Origin of the sequence: Neptuniibacter sp., assembly GCF_024231755.1 — a bacterium.
In the GTDB taxonomy this organism is placed as follows: Bacteria; Pseudomonadota; Gammaproteobacteria; order Pseudomonadales; family Balneatricaceae; genus Neptuniibacter.
In genome coordinates this window covers 1-15,329 of the sequence record NZ_JAAEQH010000083.1, presented here as the reverse complement: position 1 = coordinate 15,329, position 15,329 = coordinate 1, and the positions used below count along the sequence as shown (strand labels likewise).

The following is a 15,329-nucleotide window of genomic DNA, read 5'->3' as shown; positions in this document are numbered from 1 at the left end:
CAAACTCCGCTAGGGGCAACCTCCCACAAAACTATCAGTAGAATCTTAAATCAGAACTTAGCACTCAACCGAACCCAGATATTCTGCCCTGGCTCAGTTACCTGCACAGGACCACTATCCAGAACATAATCACGACTCTCATGCAGCGTATAAGCCTTATCAAACAGGTTATCGACTCCCATAGCGACAACCACGCCTGATTTAGAAGCATACTCACCATGCAGATTCACGATACCGTAGCCAGGTGTTTGACGAACATCTTGTCCGCCGCAGGCATCAGAGCTCAGGCAGACATCATTCTGTTCAGCTACCAGCTTCCACTCAGCACCCAGTTTCCACTGTTGCTTGCTGTAATCCAAAGAGGTGTTTAACTCCAGAGGTGAGATACGGGACAGGTGAGTTCCATCATCCTTGTTTTTACCTTTTAACCAAGCAAGTGCAGTTGCCAGGCTCAAGCTATCGCTTAGCTGATAATTCGCTTCCGCTTCGATACCATAAAGTTGTGCATCCACATTTTTGTATAGATCGGCACTTCCGGTGTTGTAACGCAGAATGTAATCATTAACCCGGTTATACCACCCTGTCACCGACCAGTTCAGGTTATCACCACTACTGGCAAATACCGCTTCAATCTGATGATGCTTTTCTGGATCGATCTGTGGATTACCGATCCAATCAGTACCCATCATCGGATTCTTAGCAATATAACGCTCAGTAGCATCAGCTGTACGCACACTTCTTGAAAGAGTGGTTTCAACTGTGTACTGATCGTTGAAACGGTGAGTCCAAGATGCAAATCCACCCACATTGTTCTCGGTACTGTCGGTATCAGTTACACCGTAGTAGCTGGTGTATTGGGATAGAGGTGTATGTGCTCCCATCATCATGCCGAAGGTTTCACCTGCACGTGACGCGCTAGCCTTGATCCGGTCATAACGCAGTCCCGCTTTAACCACATCATCTTTACCAACGGATTTTTCACCCTCAACAAACAGGCCGGACTGGTCGATTTCAACCCCAGGCCACTGGCTGAAAGCGCTCATACCGTTGGAAACCATATATGCCACTGCATCACGGTCATTCTTCTGCAGGTCAGCACCAAAGGTCCAGTCGATCTCAGCAGCATTAGCATCAACAACAATACGTAAGCCATCTGTATCGGAGGAGGATGGAGAGGTCATCTTGGCATTATCCATCAAGTGAATAACGTCCGACTGATAAGCCTCAATCTTTAGCTGGCGTAAGGCTCCCTTAGTGAATTGGTGTTCCAGCTTGATACGGCTATTTTCAGCATCTGCATAAGGGCTATCCATCTGCGCCCCTGGAAATAGCACATCCTCTTCATCAGCTTTTTCAAAGCTGGCCTGCAGTGTTGTGTTATCGCCTAAACGGATACCGCCAAGAATAGCATTGGACTGGCTGTCATACTTTGATTCGACCTCATTGCCATTACCATCATCGTAGTTTTCAGACTCACCTTCATGAGCGATAAAACGGATATAACCATCGTCATTACCCGCTACAAGATCAGCCCCTAACTCCCACTGTTCAAAGTTACCACGATAGCTACCCGCCAGATCAACGTTGTAACCTTTTTCATCAATCATCGGCCAATCACGTTCAAACAGGACCGTACCACCGGAACCACCACCGCCGTACACAACAGTACGGTTGCCCTTGATCACAGTGACACGATCATAACTATCTACAGAGGTGTATGCTGTGGGTGGGTCCATTCGGTTTGGACAACCACCATGGATGTAGCCACCATCCAATAAGATATTCAGCTGTGTTTCCTTCTGTCCACGAATCACTGGATCAAGTGCTCGCCCCCCCATGCGAATGGCAGAAACACCGGTCAGGCTTTGCAACAGTTCACCACCATCAGAAACCGGGGAGGCTTTAACACCTGTAGTGGTTTCCCGGATCGCTGTTTCCAACTGGGGTAAACCACGGTTGATCTCGATAACAAGATTCTGATCGTCATGACCGGCAATAGCCACATCTGCAATGATTGCTGAGACAGCAAGGGAAAGGATCTGTTTTTTCACACTGCACCTTTAATTAGCAAACTCTAAAATTGGTGCAGATTCTAATGAGAAAACGAGATTATCGGGATGTGACACAGTGTCGCGCGGCAAGTTGTCGCAGCAACACTGTTACGATTTACCAAGGAGCAGTTTGCTGAAAGCTCGCACGAAGCTTCATTCGACTAAACCAATCCCGTAATCCAGGGAATTGTTCAGGGATCTCTACCCCATAGGCTTCTGCCAGCGCAAAACGTGCAGTGAGCGCCGCTTCTGGCAGCGAATATTGAGAAGTGAAGTACTCCTGCCCATCCAATTTTTCTTCTAAGAAAGGGAGCCTTGAAAAAAAGGTATGGATTCCGGAATTGATCCGCTGCCAATCCCACTCGGATTCAGGTTTATCTCGTTTTTCAAAAATCACTTCACGTAAACCAGCACCGATCTTAGTATCACTGTATTTATTAATAAGGCGGGCTTTAAGCCGCTCATCAATTGATTCAGGTAGCAACTTAGCCGTCAGATCCTCAAGGTATTCAAGAATCACATCTGACTCATAGATCACACCATCATCGGTGACTAAAACCGGCACCGTTTGATTTGGTGTTAGCGGTCTCCAGATATCCTCCTGATAAGGAGCTAGATAGTTGCGCAACTCAAAATCCACACCTAACTCAGTTAAAGTCAGACGGACTTTCCAGCAAAAAGGACATTCGGGTTTATCAAACAATATCATGCCTCAACCCTCAATCTTTGGTTGCCGACGAAGTAAGCATCTCTAGTTCCTCGAGTACAAAATCTATTCGATCCTGTCCCCAGAAGATCTGATCTCCAATTACAAAGGTCGGAACCCCCACTACACCCAGATCTTCTGCTTCTTTAGCATTTGCCTGCAATTGGTCCAGATACTTTTCATCCCGAAGAACAGATTTCATCTCATCTCGATCAAGTCCAATCGATGCGCCAACCTCTAGTAAAACTTCTGGATCGCCAATGTTCTTCCCTTCGCCCCACTCCGCAGCCATCACTTCAGTAATAAAGGCCCGTAAAACACCTTTTTCTTCAGCGAAAAGTGAAAGCTGACCGGCAAGTGTTGGTTCAGTCTCTTTAGGAGGCGGGGTAACAGGCACGTTTAAACGGCGGGCAAACCGTGCCAGATCCTGCCGTGCAATTGGAATCTTTTTCTGCGCTCGCTCAGGTGATGAGCGCAGATCCCAACCACCTACAGGCTTCCAAACTAGATTCACATCATAATCATCAACAATCGGCCACAGCGTTTTGCTGGCCAGATAGCAGTACGGGCTACGGAAATTAAAGAACAGGGTTACATCAATTGGGCTACTCATAATCTCACCTGTAAAAAAGAGGCTTATCCAGAAAAGCGATTATCTATTACATTGATGTTAGTCCAGCTCTACTCATTGATTAATACACATATATTCAAACCATTTATGAATTAAATTCACATATAAGTGTTTTTCTACAGTCTACGGGCTTTTTATTGAAGCTAGAATCAAGAAGCGGATAAGAAAAACAAGTTTCCTAAAGTAAACTTTTATCAATTTACTATCACAAAATTGCCAGAAAACAGGTATGATTAGCGCACTTTTTGAGCACACCAAGCAGGTTCCGAATAGCGAGCCCCGAAAGGCCCCAATTTAGAGGGCTGACGACTCGTGAAGCGGCACCTAAATAGATAAACTGATCACAGGTAACACTAAGATGCCGGCACAGAATCAGGCTCCACTATCAGTTCTGGAGCAAAAAGACGCTTTCATCGCACGCCATATCGGCCCATCAGCAGAAGAGCAGCAAGCAATGCTGCAGGAGCTGGGTGCAGAAAGTCTGGACCAACTGATTGAACAAACCGTTCCAGAATCCATCCAGCTTGAATCCCCTATTGATCTTCCTGGAAGTCGTAGCGAAGACGAAGTACTGGCATACCTGAAATCAGTCGCACAGAAAAACAAAGTTAACACATCGATGATCGGCATGGGTTACACCGACACTATCGTGCCGAATGTTATTCTGCGTAATGTGATGGAAAATCCGGGTTGGTATACGGCTTACACACCTTACCAGCCTGAAGTAGCTCAGGGCCGCCTTGAGTCGATCCTGAACTTCCAGACTATGGTTCTGGATCTGACAGGTCTGGATCTGGCAAACGCTTCCCTATTGGACGAATCAACTGCTGCTTCTGAAGCGATGACGCTGTGTAAGCGTATGTCCAAAGCCAAGAAAGCTAATGTATTCCTGGTTGATGAGAATGTACACCCGCAGAACATCAGCGTCATCGAAACCCGTGCTGAGCCACTGGGTTACGAAGTAATCGTCGGTAATGTCGCGGAGCTGATCGACCAGCACGATCCATTTGGTGTTCTGGTTCAGTACCCAACCACCTTTGGTGACCTGAACGATTACACAGACCTGATCGAAAAAACTCACGCTAAAAAAGCTCTGTTCTGTGCAGCTACTGACATCATGGCACTGGTAAGCCTGAAATCACCAGGTGAGCTAGGTGCTGACGTAGTATTCGGTTCTGCACAGCGTTTTGGTGTACCGATGGGTTACGGTGGTCCACACGCAGCATTCTTTGCCACACGTGATGCTTACAAACGTTCTGTACCTGGCCGTATTATCGGTGTTTCTGTTGATACTCGCGGCAACAAAGCCCTGCGTATGGCGATGCAGACCCGTGAACAGCATATCCGCCGTGAGAAAGCGACATCCAACATCTGTACAGCTCAGGTCCTGCTGGCAAACATGGCCGCTTTCTACGCGGTTTACCATGGTCCAGAAGGTCTGAAAACTATTGCCAACCGTATCCACCGCCTGACAGACATTCTGGCAACAGGCCTGCAAAGCAAAGGTGTAGAACTAGCGAACAATACTTGGTTCGATACCATTACACTGAATCTGGATAACGCTGATCAGGCTTACCAGAACGCACTGGATGCAGGTATCAACCTGCGCAAGATCAGCGACAAGCAGCTGGGTATCACTTGTGATGAGTGCACTAACCGTGACGTAATCAACACCCTGTGGAACTGTATTCTGGGCGATGGCCACGGTCTGGACCTGGAAGCGATTGATGCAGAGATTACAGCTAATGGAACAAGCTCCATCCCTGCTTCTCTGGTTCGTGAATCTGAAATCCTGCAGCATCCGGTATTTAACAGCTACCACAGCGAAACAGAGATGCTGCGTTACCTGAAGCAGCTGGAAAACAAAGACGTTTCTCTGGTGCACAGCATGATCGCGCTGGGCTCCTGCACCATGAAGCTGAACGCAACCGCTGAGATGATCCCGGTAACATGGCCTGAGTTCGGACAAATGCACCCGTTCGCACCAATGGATCAGGCACAGGGTTACAAGCAGCTGATTACTGAACTGGAAGATCAACTAAAAGCGATTACCGGTTTTGATGCGATCTGCATGCAACCTAACTCAGGTGCACAAGGTGAATACGCAGGTCTGATCGCGATCCGTAAATTCCATCAGGCGAACGGTGATGGTCACCGCAACATCTGCCTGATCCCAACGTCTGCACACGGTACTAACCCAGCATCTGCTGCTCTGGCAGATATGAAGGTTGTTCTCACTGCATGTGACGAAAACGGTAACGTTGATGTTGCTGACCTACGCACTAAAGCAGAACAGCACAAAGATGACCTGTCTTGCCTGATGATCACTTACCCATCTACACACGGTGTATATGAGGAAGATATCCGCGAGATATGCCAGATCGTTCACGATAACGGCGGTCAGGTTTATATGGACGGCGCAAACCTGAACGCTCAGGTAGCAATCAGCCAACCAGCTGAGATCGGTGCTGACGTATCGCACATGAACCTTCACAAAACTTTCTGTATCCCACACGGTGGTGGCGGTCCGGGTATGGGCCCAATCGGTGTTAAAGCGCACCTGGCACCATTCGTTGCAAACCACCCAGTACAGCAGATCGAAGGTCCTAATCCAGAAAACGGTGCAGTCTCTGCAGCACCTTGGGGTAGCGCATCAATCCTGCCGATCTCCTGGGTTTACATCGCTCTGATGGGCGGTGAAGGTCTGCGTGCGGCGACAGAGAATGCGATCCTGAACGCAAACTACCTGAGCAAGAAACTGAGTGCTGATTTCCCGGTTCTTTACACAGGCCGTAATGATCGCGTAGCTCACGAATGTATTATCGATATGCGCCCTCTTAAGGAAGCATCCGGCATCACAGAGGAAGATGTAGCGAAGCGTCTGATGGACTTTGGCTTCCACGCACCAACTATGTCCTTCCCTGTGGCAGGCACGCTAATGATCGAACCAACCGAGTCTGAATCAAAAGCAGAACTGGATCGTTTCATCGAAGCAATGAACATCATCCGTGAAGAGATCCGTCAGGTTCAGGAAGGTGAAATCGATGCGGACAACAACCCGCTGAGAAACGCACCACATACTATGGCAGATATCATCGATGGTAACTGGGATCGCCCATACACTCTGGAAAAAGCTGCTTTCCCGGCAGAGCACCTGAAAGCTAACAAAGTATGGCCAACGGTTAACCGTATCGACAATGTATACGGCGACCGTAACCTGTTCTGTAGCTGTATTCCTGTTGAGGACTATGCGGAATAATTCGTAGTGAGCTACTACTTCTCTGACTAAAAAAACGGGCCTGATGGCCCGTTTTTTATCCTTTAAAACTTTTAGCTTTTACAACCCATTCGACTCAGACCACACCCTCAAATCATCCAGAATCTTCAGCGCAGAACGGCCAAACTCTGTTAACTCATAAGTTACCGCTATTGGGCGGTCGCTAAGTACTTTGCGGATCACCATATCTCTGGCTTCCAGTTCTTTCAGGCGTTGATCGATCATCTTTTTGCTGGTTCCACCGAGCATACGGGTCAGATCATTGAAGCGGACAGGGCCGTCTTTCAGGTGGAAGATAATAGAGCCGGTCCATTTTCCACCTATCAAGCGCATACCCTTTTCGATAGCGCAGGGTTCCAGGCAAGCGTTGATAACTTTTTTTCGCCCGTAACTATCTGTTTCAACATAGGTTTTAGTCTCTGAGCCCATAAATTCCGCCTGGTTACCAAAAGTAAACTAATTGAGAACACAGATAAGGTTACCATAATATACCTAGTATCACTATTTCACTTAAACATAGCAGATAGGCACAGGTTAATTATGAGCAATATTCTTATCATCAATGCACATCACCAATACCCATTTGCAGAAGGCCGTCTGAATCGTTCGATGGTTGAGCTAGCCAAAGAATTGTTAGAAGCCAAAGGTCATATAACAAGGGTTGTAGAAACCCAACACGACTATGATGTGGATGAACAAATCGAAAACCATATCTGGGCTGATGTCGTCATTCTTCAGTCCCCTGTAAATTGGATGGGTGTGCCATGGTCGTTCAAGAGATACATGGATGAGGTATACACAGCAGGTATGGATGGTCGCCTGACTGCGTTTGATGGTCGAACAGAAGAGGAACCAAAAAAGAACTATGGTGCTGGCGGTACCTTAACCGGTACGAACTATATGCTGTCTCTGACATTCAATGCGCCGAAAGAGTCCTTTAATGACGAGAACGAATACCTGTTCCAGGGTAAGTCTGTGGATGATCTATTCTTCCCTATGCATATGAATTTCCGTTTCTTCGGCATGACGCCGATTGAAACCTTCGCTTGTTTTGATGTGATGAAAAACGCAGATATCGAGAAGGATTTCCAGCGTTACACCGCACATATCGAGAAGTATTTTTCTTAAAGGGGGTAGCCGATGCCAGAAAATCATAAGGTTCATTGCGACTGTAATGCTGTTGAAGTCAGTATGAGCGGCAGCCCAAAAGTCCATGCTTTTTGCCACTGTGAAGACTGTCGGGAACTGCTGCAGGTTCCCTACCATTCTGTTCTGGCCTGGGAAGCGGATCAGGTATCCGTTACGAAGGGGGCAGATCAGGTCATTGAGTTTCAGCACCCAACTAAACGTATGACCCGTGTTTTCTGCAAACACTGCGGTGAGGTCGTCTACAACACGAATGCGATGGGCTGGAAGCTGATCTCACAACTCATGTACCGCAAATGTAATGATGACAAACTGCCCGAAGATTTACAGTCGAATGCGCATTTCTTCTATGATCGAAGAATTGTGGATGTGGATGATGCCCTACCGAAGCGATAGTTCGTTAAGTGTATAGAGTATTGATGGGGACAGACTTAAGTCTGTCCCCTAAACCTGCACCCTCACGGGCGAACAGGAGGAATTGCGTAGGTCCCAACCGCATGGGCTACCGGTTCCTCTTTGCCATCGGAATAAAGTGATACCTCACCTACAACAAGCGTCTGCCCTACTTTGATTAAACTACACTTTGCAATCAGGTCTCTGTCAGAGGAAGGCTTGCTTAAGAAGTTGAAGTTAAGACTGGTTGTTACAGCAAGGGCGACCAGACCTATCTCATTCAGAACAGCAGCATAGAGGGCAGCATCGGCCATCGACATCATCGTTGGTCCAGAAACTGTCCCCCCGGGCCTGAGATCAGACGGACCGATTACTTTTCTGATCGTAGCTGTCTTCTCGCCCACCTCATCAACGATCAGCTGTGCGTGTGGAAATTCACGATCAAAAAATGCGTTTAACTCTTCGATTGATAGCATAGATACCCCATAAATCAGCGGTTAAGGTAAATATGTAGTGGCTTGATTGATGCTTCAATAACAATAATGACCAAGAGTGAAGCTTAGGGATTGGATTTGTCAGGAGCCCTAGAAAGATAAGAAATTCTAAACAGGGCGTAATGCCGGCTGGTTCTTCACTCCAAAGTGAAGTTTACGGGTCTTTGAGCGGGATATTACTGTTATAGCTGTTCATCGCCCATTGAAGTGGATCGACTTAATTTTCCTCCCTAAGTCCTAAGCCTGGGTGTGCCCCCTAAGTAGCTGGCCTTTTTACCACTCTCCATTCTTTGGTCTCTCAACCGTTCCCCTACCCCCGGCATACTCTTAATATTGGTTAAAAAAAATACAGGACTATCGCCATGGGACTTCTTTCTTCAATCACTTCACTGTTTTCTCCTCTGCCTGAGGACGCAATCCGCTATAAGGGCTATACCATTGCCGCAACACCGGAAGAAGATTTTGGTCGCTTCCGTATCAATGCAGTAATCAGTAAAAAAGGGCGTCAGAGAAACTATACAGTGATCGATAGAATTGCTGATAAAGACACTTGCGTAGAGCTGACCCACCAGAAAGCTAAAAGCCTGATTGATCAGAAAGGCGAACAGGTTTTCCTTTGAAAAGCTTTATGGGGACAGATTTAAATCTGTCCCCCACAAAAATCAGGCGAAACGATATCGCTCCATCCTTTGAGGAGTTATTGGCAGGTGTACCGCAGCAGCCATAATTCCCAAAGCGGCACTGATAATTAGCGCCCACTCATACGAACCGGACTGGTCAAAGATAAGCCCCGCCCACCAGCTGCCACAGAAAGCACCTATCTGATGACTGAACATCACAAAGCCAAAGAGTGAAGCCAGATTACGGGTACCAAAAATCTGCGCTACAGCACCACTAGTAAGCGGCACAGTCGAGAGCCACAACACACCCATTAGAACAGAGAACAGATAAAACAGCTCTGTTTCAGGAGGAATAAACAACAACATCATGATCAGGCAGGCCCTAAACCAATAGATCAGCGTTAACAGCCACGGTTTATGCCAGCGATCCCCTGCCCAGCCCGCCGCAATAACACCCACCACATTGGCGATACCAATAAACGCCAACGAATTAGCTGCAACCTCTGGCGGTAGTCCGCAGTAATTCACCACGCCAGCCATGTGTACTGTTAACAGTGCAATATGAAAACCACAGACAAAGAAACCAAGGTTCAGCAACAGATAATCACGGTTGGAAAAGGCACTTTTGATCGCTCCCCAATCAAAGGTTTTAACATACCTTTCCTCTTCAGCCCTTTTCTCACTCCTCAACACTGGAGCAAGTAAGATGATAAAGATCAGCGTTGCCGCAAACAGAAGATAGGTTTCTGACCAATTGAGATAGGCATCTGTAACCCCGATTAGAGACGCATAAATAAACTGCCCCAGTGAGCCGCCTGCACTGGTAACACCCAGGGCAAATGTGCGCTTAGATTCTGGAAAGTATCGACTGACAGCAGCCAAAACGATGGGGAAAGTTGTCGCACCAATACCGATACCAACAAGTACACCGTTGCTGATAAAGAAGATCTCACCACTTTGTGCCAATCCAGCCCAAAGTGTTCCGAGTAGATAGATCAAGCCACCAATCACCAGAATCTTCGCGGTGCCATAACGCTCTGCAAGCATACCAACAAATGGCGCAACAGCACCCAACAGCAGATTTTGAACACCAAAACCAAAAGCTAGTTCAGATACTGGAGTGGAGATTGCCAGACTAATCTCTGGCAGCATCAAACCCGTGGTTTGCCGTACGCCTACATTACAGGCAAGAATCAACACAGCGGCGGAAACTATCCACCACGGATTAAGAGTAGATTTAGGGGTAACACTCATCGTGAATAGGCTATTTCTAACAGGATACTAAAGAATAATTAGTGCAGGTTGGCAAAGACATCATCAATCAATTGGTTCACAGTACCGTCATCCGGGTTTACACGGGTATAAGCGCGCAGCCCTATCAACTGCATCTGAAGAAGACGAGCTAAACGGCGAGGGTCACTACTTGAACCTAACTCTCCCTGAGCTTTTGCTTGCTCAAGTAGAGCTGTAAATTGATCTTCCATCACCTTCAATAAACGTTTTGCTTCAGCCAGCAATTCGGCATTCTCTTCTGTCAGTTCAGACACCGTTTTAACGAGCATACACATTTCATTGGGAGCGGCACTCTGGCGGCCAAGAACCACATTTTTGAGGAAGTTTTTTAGGGCTTCCAGTGGTGAATTGGTTGCATCAACAGCTGCAGCCAGACGAGAAACACTGTTATCCGCATAGCACTGCAGGGTCTCTTTAAATAAACCTTCTTTACTACCAAATGCGGCATAGATGCTACCCGGACGCATATCTATATGGTCCTGTAGGTTACGCATAGAGGTTGCGTGAAAGCCTTTTTCCCAGAAAAGTAGAGTAGCCTTTTCTATTACCTCTTGCCTGTCATGTTTTGCCTGATTAACCATTTCTTAGCCTGCACTTGAACACTTGTTCAAATTTTAGCTTGAACAATCGTTCAAGTCCAGCTAGGATAAAATTAAATTGAACAGTCGTTCAAGACAAATTCATTAAGGTTAATGGATTACGCTCCTGAAAAAGCATGAGGTAAGTTATGAAAACTTTTGAGCTACACACAATGGAATCAGCTCCTGAAGAGACAAAACCCCTGTTCGAAAATTCCTTAAAGAATTTTGGAATGATTCCCAATCTACACGCTGTACTCGGTGAAGATCCTGCTGTGCTAGAAGCCTATCAGCTGTTGCATAAACTGTTTCAGGAAACCGATTTCAATGCGGCAGAGCTCACCGTGGTCTGGCAGACCATCAACGTAGAACACGAATGTGGATACTGTGTTCCCGCCCATAGTTTGATTGCCAATATGATGCAAGTTGATCCCGCAGTAGATACTGCTCTTAGAAACAAGACTGCTCTTCCAACGGAAAAACTCCAGGTGTTACATGAAACCACGTTATCAATTGTCCAGAACCGTGGTCATCTGACCGAACAAGAGCTGGAAAGGTTTTATGCTGCGGGATATGAGCCAAAACATATTCTCGGAATTTTGCTCGGACTCTCTCAGAAAGTAATGAGTAATTACACAAACCATATTGCCAAAACTCCGCTTGATGAGAGTTTTCAAAAGTTCGCATAACTTTCACATTGCGTTCTTTTAACCTTCTTAGAACGCTCTCTTAAATACAGAGACAGCACACCGAGTTAATAGCAGTAATCACGGGCAAGGGAATATGACGAAAATGATAGGTTTTGATGTATATGGCACGCTGGTTGACCCCGTTGAAATGGGAGCACACCTCAAATCACATATAGGTGATCAAGCCAAAGCTTTTGGTCAGCTCTGGCATGAAAAGAAAGTGGAATATGCTTTTCGCAGAGCATTGATGCAGAAATATGAGGACTTCAGTGTCTGCACTCTGCAGGCGCTACGCTACTGCATGGAAGTTTTTGATATTGAGTTGCCTGAAGAGGTCCAGCAACAACTGGTGAAAGAGTTTGCCAATCTTGATGCTTACCCCGATGTAATCCCCGGACTGATAAAACTCCGTGACAAAGGCCATTCCATCACCGCCTTTTCGAATGGTCCGGAAACCGCGGTACGTAAACTATTAGGTAACGCCGAAGTCTTACCTTATCTGAATGATGTTATCAGCGTGGATGACCTTAAAACCTACAAACCTGATCCCGCAGTTTACCAATACCTGATGCAACGAACCCAAGCGACAACCTCTAACAGCTGGTTGGTCTCTAGTAATCCTTTTGATGTGATAGGCGCCAAAGCAGCAGGTATGAATGCGGTATGGGTTAAACGAAACCCTGATCAGATTTTTGATCCCTGGGATATGGAACCAGATCTGATCGTTAAGGATCTGATTGAACTCAGTGAACAGATTAACGCTTAAAAGGTTTTTTAAATGAGCATATACACACCACCACAAGTCTGGACCTTTGATGCAGAAAACGGCGGCGAGTGGGCTAAAACAAATCGGCCGGTATCCGGAGCAACTCACAATACTGAATTACCGCAGGGTAAACACCCTCTGCAGCTTTACTCCATCGCAACTCCTAACGGTCAGAAAATCACTATTATGCTGGAAGAGTTACTGGCTTTAGGTGTTGAGGGTGCTGAATACGATGCGCATCTGATCCGTATAGGTGAAGGCGATCAGTTCTCTAGTGGTTTTGTCGAACTTAATCCGAATTCAAAGATTCCTGCACTGATTGATAACTCCGCTGACAAGCCAGTTCGAGTTTTTGAGTCAGGCTCCATTCTGCTCTATCTGGCAGATAAATTCGGTCACTTCCTGCCTAAGACCACAGCAGAAAAAACCGAGGTGATGAACTGGCTATTCTGGCTACAAGGATCCGCACCCTATCTGGGTGGTGGTTTTGGTCATTTCTACGCCTACGCAACAGAGAAGTTCGAGTACCCGATCAATCGCTTCACCATGGAAGTAAAACGCCAGATGGACCTTCTTGATAAACAGTTATCCAAGAAACGCTTCATCGCGGCTGAAGAATACAGCATTGCAGATATAGCGATCTGGCCCTGGTATGGACTGCTGGTACTTGGTCAGCAATACAGTGCGGGGGAATTCCTGGATGTAGATAGTTACCCCAATCTACAACGCTGGGCCAGAGAGATTGAACAACGCCCTGCTGTACAACGAGGCAGGATAGTTAACCGGACCTGGGGAGAACCTTGGGAGCGGTTAGCTAACCGGCACAACGCCACAGATATCGACCAAATACTAAAACTAAAACCTTAACGACGATTACGAGAATTCTATGCTTAAGTTTTATTTCCACCCAACCCCAAATCCAATGAAAGTAGCACTGTTTCTGGCAGAGGCCGAGTTGGATTATGAACTGATCCCAGTAGATACCCTTAAAGGTGAGCAACACTCTCCTGAGTACTCCAGCATCAACCCAAATAACAAAGTTCCAGCTATCAACGATAATGGCACGATCATCTTCGATTCCAACGCTATTTTGCTCTATTTAGCAGAGAAAACGGGTAAATTACTGGGTAAAGAAGATGAGCGCGGTGAGATCCTTTCCTGGTTGATGTTTATCGCATCGGGCCTTGGTCCCTACTCCGGGCAAGCGGTACATTTCCAGAAAGCGGCTCCAGAAGAGATCCCTTACGCAATCAACCGTTACCGTCGTGAAGCAGAACGTCACTATCAAGTGCTGAATGATCGTTTGGCGGACAAAGAGTTTTTTGTTGGTGACAGCTTTACCATCGTGGATATCGCTGCTTGGGGCTGGATTGATAAAGTCATTCCGGTTTTGGGTGAAGGCGAATTGGAGAACTATCCAAACCTGAAACGCTGGTTTGAAGCTGTAGATGTCCGACCTTCTGTTGCCAAAGCAAGAGCAACCGGCAGCGATGTTGGCTTTAAATCGGAACTTGATGAAGAAGCTAAAAAAGCACTATACCCACAAAACTATAAAGCCTGACCTATCGACAGACTTAGCTCTCCACCCTCTTTAAGTCTAAAAACATTTTATGGCTTAAAGAGGGTTATACGATTTAGAAGCAAGATCTCTTAAGTTGTAGGCAGATCTAGTCTTAACAGGGATGAATAAATTAGTGCTAACAGGCCCTAGGTACAAATACTGGCAAGCGCTTCTTCAAGATCTGGATACTTAAATTTATAACCGACCTGAAGGAGTTTTTCAGGATATACTCGCTGCCCTTCCAATAGCAGTTCAGCCCCTTCACCCAATAGAAGTTTCATCGCATAAGCAGGCATAGGTAGGATAGCCGGGCGATGCATAACCCTGCCCAGGGTTTTGGAAAATGCGCCATTCGTCGCTGCATTAGGTGAAGTGAGATTAAACACACCAGAAAGTTGAGAATGAGTCAGGAGCATCTCAATTACCTCCACCTCATCATCAATATGAATCCAGGACATCCACTGTTTACCACTACCGACTGGACCGCCCAAACCCATTTTGAACGGGTAATACATCTTACTCAATGCTCCGCCATGACCCAGCACCACGCCTGTACGAATAAGACAAACTCGAACGCCTGAGCTTTCTGCACTTAAAGCTGCTTTTTCCCAATCATTGCAAAGGTCGTGAGTGAATCCGGGAGTAAAATCAGCACTTTCACCGAGCTTTTGACCCCCTTCCACACTACCGAAATAACCAATAGCTGAGCCACTCACTAACACTTCAGGTTTAACAGGTAGTTTCGCAATCCAATCAACCAGCTCAGTGGTTAGATCTATCCGGCTATTGCGCAGAACCTGTTTTCTCGCTTCATTCCAACGCTTATCAACAATCGGTTCACCGGCCAGATTGACTACAGCGTCTACTTCAAAATCTTCTGGATCAGGCAATGCTTTCAAAGCCGCTACTTTTCCAGAAAATATACGCTCAACTTTGTCCGGATCTCTGCTCAAGCAGTAGATCTCATCTCCTGCCTGCAGGCGTTTACGTATCAGGTGCTGTCCAATAAACCCGGTTCCACCTGTGATTAATATTTTCATTGTTATTTCCCTGGTCCCCAATACACGACATTATTGGTACGATTGTTACCCTACTTCAGATTAGCGAATTTTTGTAAGAGTGCA

General features: G+C 46.5%; 16 protein-coding genes. 8 read left to right on the top strand and 8 right to left on the bottom strand.

From position 1 onward, the window contains the following. Nucleotides 1-50 precede the first annotated feature (50 nt). The 3 genes from GY843_RS03845 to GY843_RS03835 form a co-directional block, all read right to left on the bottom strand. A complete protein-coding gene (locus GY843_RS03845; RefSeq protein WP_297306703.1) occupies nt 51-2,051 on the bottom strand; it encodes a TonB-dependent copper receptor in 2,001 nt (666 codons plus the stop codon). Between the two features lie 115 nt (nt 2,052-2,166). After that, the gene (locus tag GY843_RS03840; protein WP_297306701.1) at nt 2,167-2,760 is read right to left on the bottom strand and encodes a glutathione S-transferase family protein; all 594 of its coding nucleotides are present in this window, start codon (nt 2,758-2,760) and stop codon (nt 2,167-2,169) included. Between the two features lie 10 nt (nt 2,761-2,770). After that, nucleotides 2,771-3,370: a 2-hydroxychromene-2-carboxylate isomerase gene (locus GY843_RS03835; RefSeq protein ID WP_297306699.1), complete on the bottom strand. Its 600-nt coding sequence runs from the start codon at nt 3,368-3,370 to the stop codon at nt 2,771-2,773. A gap of 376 nt (nt 3,371-3,746) precedes the next feature. Here GY843_RS03835 and gcvP point away from each other — a divergent pair, with 376 nt between their 5' ends. Beyond that, nucleotides 3,747-6,647: an aminomethyl-transferring glycine dehydrogenase gene (gcvP, locus tag GY843_RS03830; protein ID WP_297306697.1), complete on the top strand. Its 2,901-nt coding sequence runs from the start codon at nt 3,747-3,749 to the stop codon at nt 6,645-6,647. A gap of 78 nt (nt 6,648-6,725) precedes the next feature. On the opposite strand, the gene GY843_RS03825 is transcribed toward gcvP, so the two are convergent. Next, nucleotides 6,726-7,094 (bottom strand): helix-turn-helix domain-containing protein, encoded by a 369-nt coding sequence (locus GY843_RS03825; RefSeq protein ID WP_297306695.1) that lies wholly within the window; start codon nt 7,092-7,094, stop codon nt 6,726-6,728. Between the two features lie 111 nt (nt 7,095-7,205). On the opposite strand from GY843_RS03825, the gene GY843_RS03820 reads away from it, so the two are divergent. Then, on the top strand, nt 7,206-7,793 hold the full coding sequence (locus GY843_RS03820) for an NAD(P)H-dependent oxidoreductase (protein WP_297306693.1): 588 nt from the start codon (nt 7,206-7,208) through the stop codon (nt 7,791-7,793). A gap of 12 nt (nt 7,794-7,805) precedes the next feature. Continuing rightward, nucleotides 7,806-8,207 carry a GFA family protein gene (locus GY843_RS03815; protein WP_297306691.1) on the top strand — a complete coding sequence of 134 codons (402 nt, stop codon included), beginning with the start codon at nt 7,806-7,808 and terminating at the stop codon, nt 8,205-8,207. Nucleotides 8,208-8,269: 62 nt separating this feature from the next. On the opposite strand, the gene GY843_RS03810 is transcribed toward GY843_RS03815, so the two are convergent. After that, the gene (locus tag GY843_RS03810) at nt 8,270-8,680 is read right to left on the bottom strand and encodes a PaaI family thioesterase (RefSeq protein ID WP_297306689.1); all 411 of its coding nucleotides are present in this window, start codon (nt 8,678-8,680) and stop codon (nt 8,270-8,272) included. A gap of 380 nt (nt 8,681-9,060) precedes the next feature. Here GY843_RS03810 and GY843_RS03805 point away from each other — a divergent pair, with 380 nt between their 5' ends. After that, nucleotides 9,061-9,318, top strand: coding sequence for an HlyU family transcriptional regulator (locus GY843_RS03805; protein ID WP_297306687.1), 258 nt, complete (start codon nt 9,061-9,063; stop codon nt 9,316-9,318). Nucleotides 9,319-9,360: 42 nt separating this feature from the next. On the opposite strand, the gene GY843_RS03800 is transcribed toward GY843_RS03805, so the two are convergent. Then, nucleotides 9,361-10,572, bottom strand: coding sequence for an MFS transporter (locus GY843_RS03800; RefSeq protein ID WP_297306685.1), 1,212 nt, complete (start codon nt 10,570-10,572; stop codon nt 9,361-9,363). Between the two features lie 38 nt (nt 10,573-10,610). After that, nucleotides 10,611-11,192, bottom strand: coding sequence for a TetR/AcrR family transcriptional regulator (locus tag GY843_RS03795; RefSeq protein ID WP_297306683.1), 582 nt, complete (start codon nt 11,190-11,192; stop codon nt 10,611-10,613). Nucleotides 11,193-11,338: 146 nt separating this feature from the next. On the opposite strand from GY843_RS03795, the gene GY843_RS03790 reads away from it, so the two are divergent. The 4 genes from GY843_RS03790 (at nt 11,339) to GY843_RS03775 (ending at nt 14,205) form a co-directional block, all read left to right on the top strand. After that, a complete protein-coding gene (locus GY843_RS03790; RefSeq protein WP_297306681.1) occupies nt 11,339-11,878 on the top strand; it encodes a carboxymuconolactone decarboxylase family protein in 540 nt (179 codons plus the stop codon). Nucleotides 11,879-11,972: 94 nt separating this feature from the next. Next, complete coding sequence (locus GY843_RS03785) at nt 11,973-12,644, top strand: haloacid dehalogenase type II (protein ID WP_297306679.1); 672 nt, start codon at nt 11,973-11,975, stop codon at nt 12,642-12,644. A 12-nt stretch (nt 12,645-12,656) separates the two neighbouring features. After that, nucleotides 12,657-13,511 carry a glutathione-dependent disulfide-bond oxidoreductase gene (gene yghU / locus GY843_RS03780; protein WP_297306677.1) on the top strand — a complete coding sequence of 285 codons (855 nt, stop codon included), beginning with the start codon at nt 12,657-12,659 and terminating at the stop codon, nt 13,509-13,511. Nucleotides 13,512-13,530: 19 nt separating this feature from the next. Continuing rightward, complete coding sequence (locus GY843_RS03775; RefSeq protein WP_297306675.1) at nt 13,531-14,205, top strand: glutathione S-transferase N-terminal domain-containing protein; 675 nt, start codon at nt 13,531-13,533, stop codon at nt 14,203-14,205. A 146-nt stretch (nt 14,206-14,351) separates the two neighbouring features. Here the strand turns inward: GY843_RS03775 and GY843_RS03770 are convergent, their stop codons facing one another. Next, the gene (locus GY843_RS03770) at nt 14,352-15,245 is read right to left on the bottom strand and encodes a TIGR01777 family oxidoreductase (RefSeq protein ID WP_297306673.1); all 894 of its coding nucleotides are present in this window, start codon (nt 15,243-15,245) and stop codon (nt 14,352-14,354) included. Nucleotides 15,246-15,329 lie beyond the last annotated feature (84 nt).

Excerpts from the sequence above, each read along its gene's own strand:
- GY843_RS03840 (WP_297306701.1), bottom strand. The coding sequence starts at position 2,760 with ATGATATTGTTTGATAAACCCGAATGTCCTTTTTGCTGGAAAGTCCGT.
- GY843_RS03835 (WP_297306699.1), bottom strand. The coding sequence starts at position 3,370 with ATGAGTAGCCCAATTGATGTAACCCTGTTCTTTAATTTCCGTAGCCCG.
- gcvP (WP_297306697.1), top strand. The coding sequence starts at position 3,747 with ATGCCGGCACAGAATCAGGCTCCACTATCAGTTCTGGAGCAAAAAGAC.
- GY843_RS03825 (WP_297306695.1), bottom strand. The coding sequence starts at position 7,094 with ATGGGCTCAGAGACTAAAACCTATGTTGAAACAGATAGTTACGGGCGA.
- GY843_RS03820 (WP_297306693.1), top strand. The coding sequence starts at position 7,206 with ATGAGCAATATTCTTATCATCAATGCACATCACCAATACCCATTTGCA.
- GY843_RS03815 (WP_297306691.1), top strand. The coding sequence starts at position 7,806 with ATGCCAGAAAATCATAAGGTTCATTGCGACTGTAATGCTGTTGAAGTC.
- GY843_RS03810 (WP_297306689.1), bottom strand. The coding sequence starts at position 8,680 with ATGCTATCAATCGAAGAGTTAAACGCATTTTTTGATCGTGAATTTCCA.
- GY843_RS03805 (WP_297306687.1), top strand. The coding sequence starts at position 9,061 with ATGGGACTTCTTTCTTCAATCACTTCACTGTTTTCTCCTCTGCCTGAG.
- GY843_RS03800 (WP_297306685.1), bottom strand. The coding sequence starts at position 10,572 with ATGAGTGTTACCCCTAAATCTACTCTTAATCCGTGGTGGATAGTTTCC.
- GY843_RS03795 (WP_297306683.1), bottom strand. The coding sequence starts at position 11,192 with ATGGTTAATCAGGCAAAACATGACAGGCAAGAGGTAATAGAAAAGGCT.
- GY843_RS03790 (WP_297306681.1), top strand. The coding sequence starts at position 11,339 with ATGAAAACTTTTGAGCTACACACAATGGAATCAGCTCCTGAAGAGACA.
- GY843_RS03785 (WP_297306679.1), top strand. The coding sequence starts at position 11,973 with ATGACGAAAATGATAGGTTTTGATGTATATGGCACGCTGGTTGACCCC.
- yghU (WP_297306677.1), top strand. The coding sequence starts at position 12,657 with ATGAGCATATACACACCACCACAAGTCTGGACCTTTGATGCAGAAAAC.
- GY843_RS03775 (WP_297306675.1), top strand. The coding sequence starts at position 13,531 with ATGCTTAAGTTTTATTTCCACCCAACCCCAAATCCAATGAAAGTAGCA.
- GY843_RS03770 (WP_297306673.1), bottom strand. The coding sequence starts at position 15,245 with ATGAAAATATTAATCACAGGTGGAACCGGGTTTATTGGACAGCACCTG.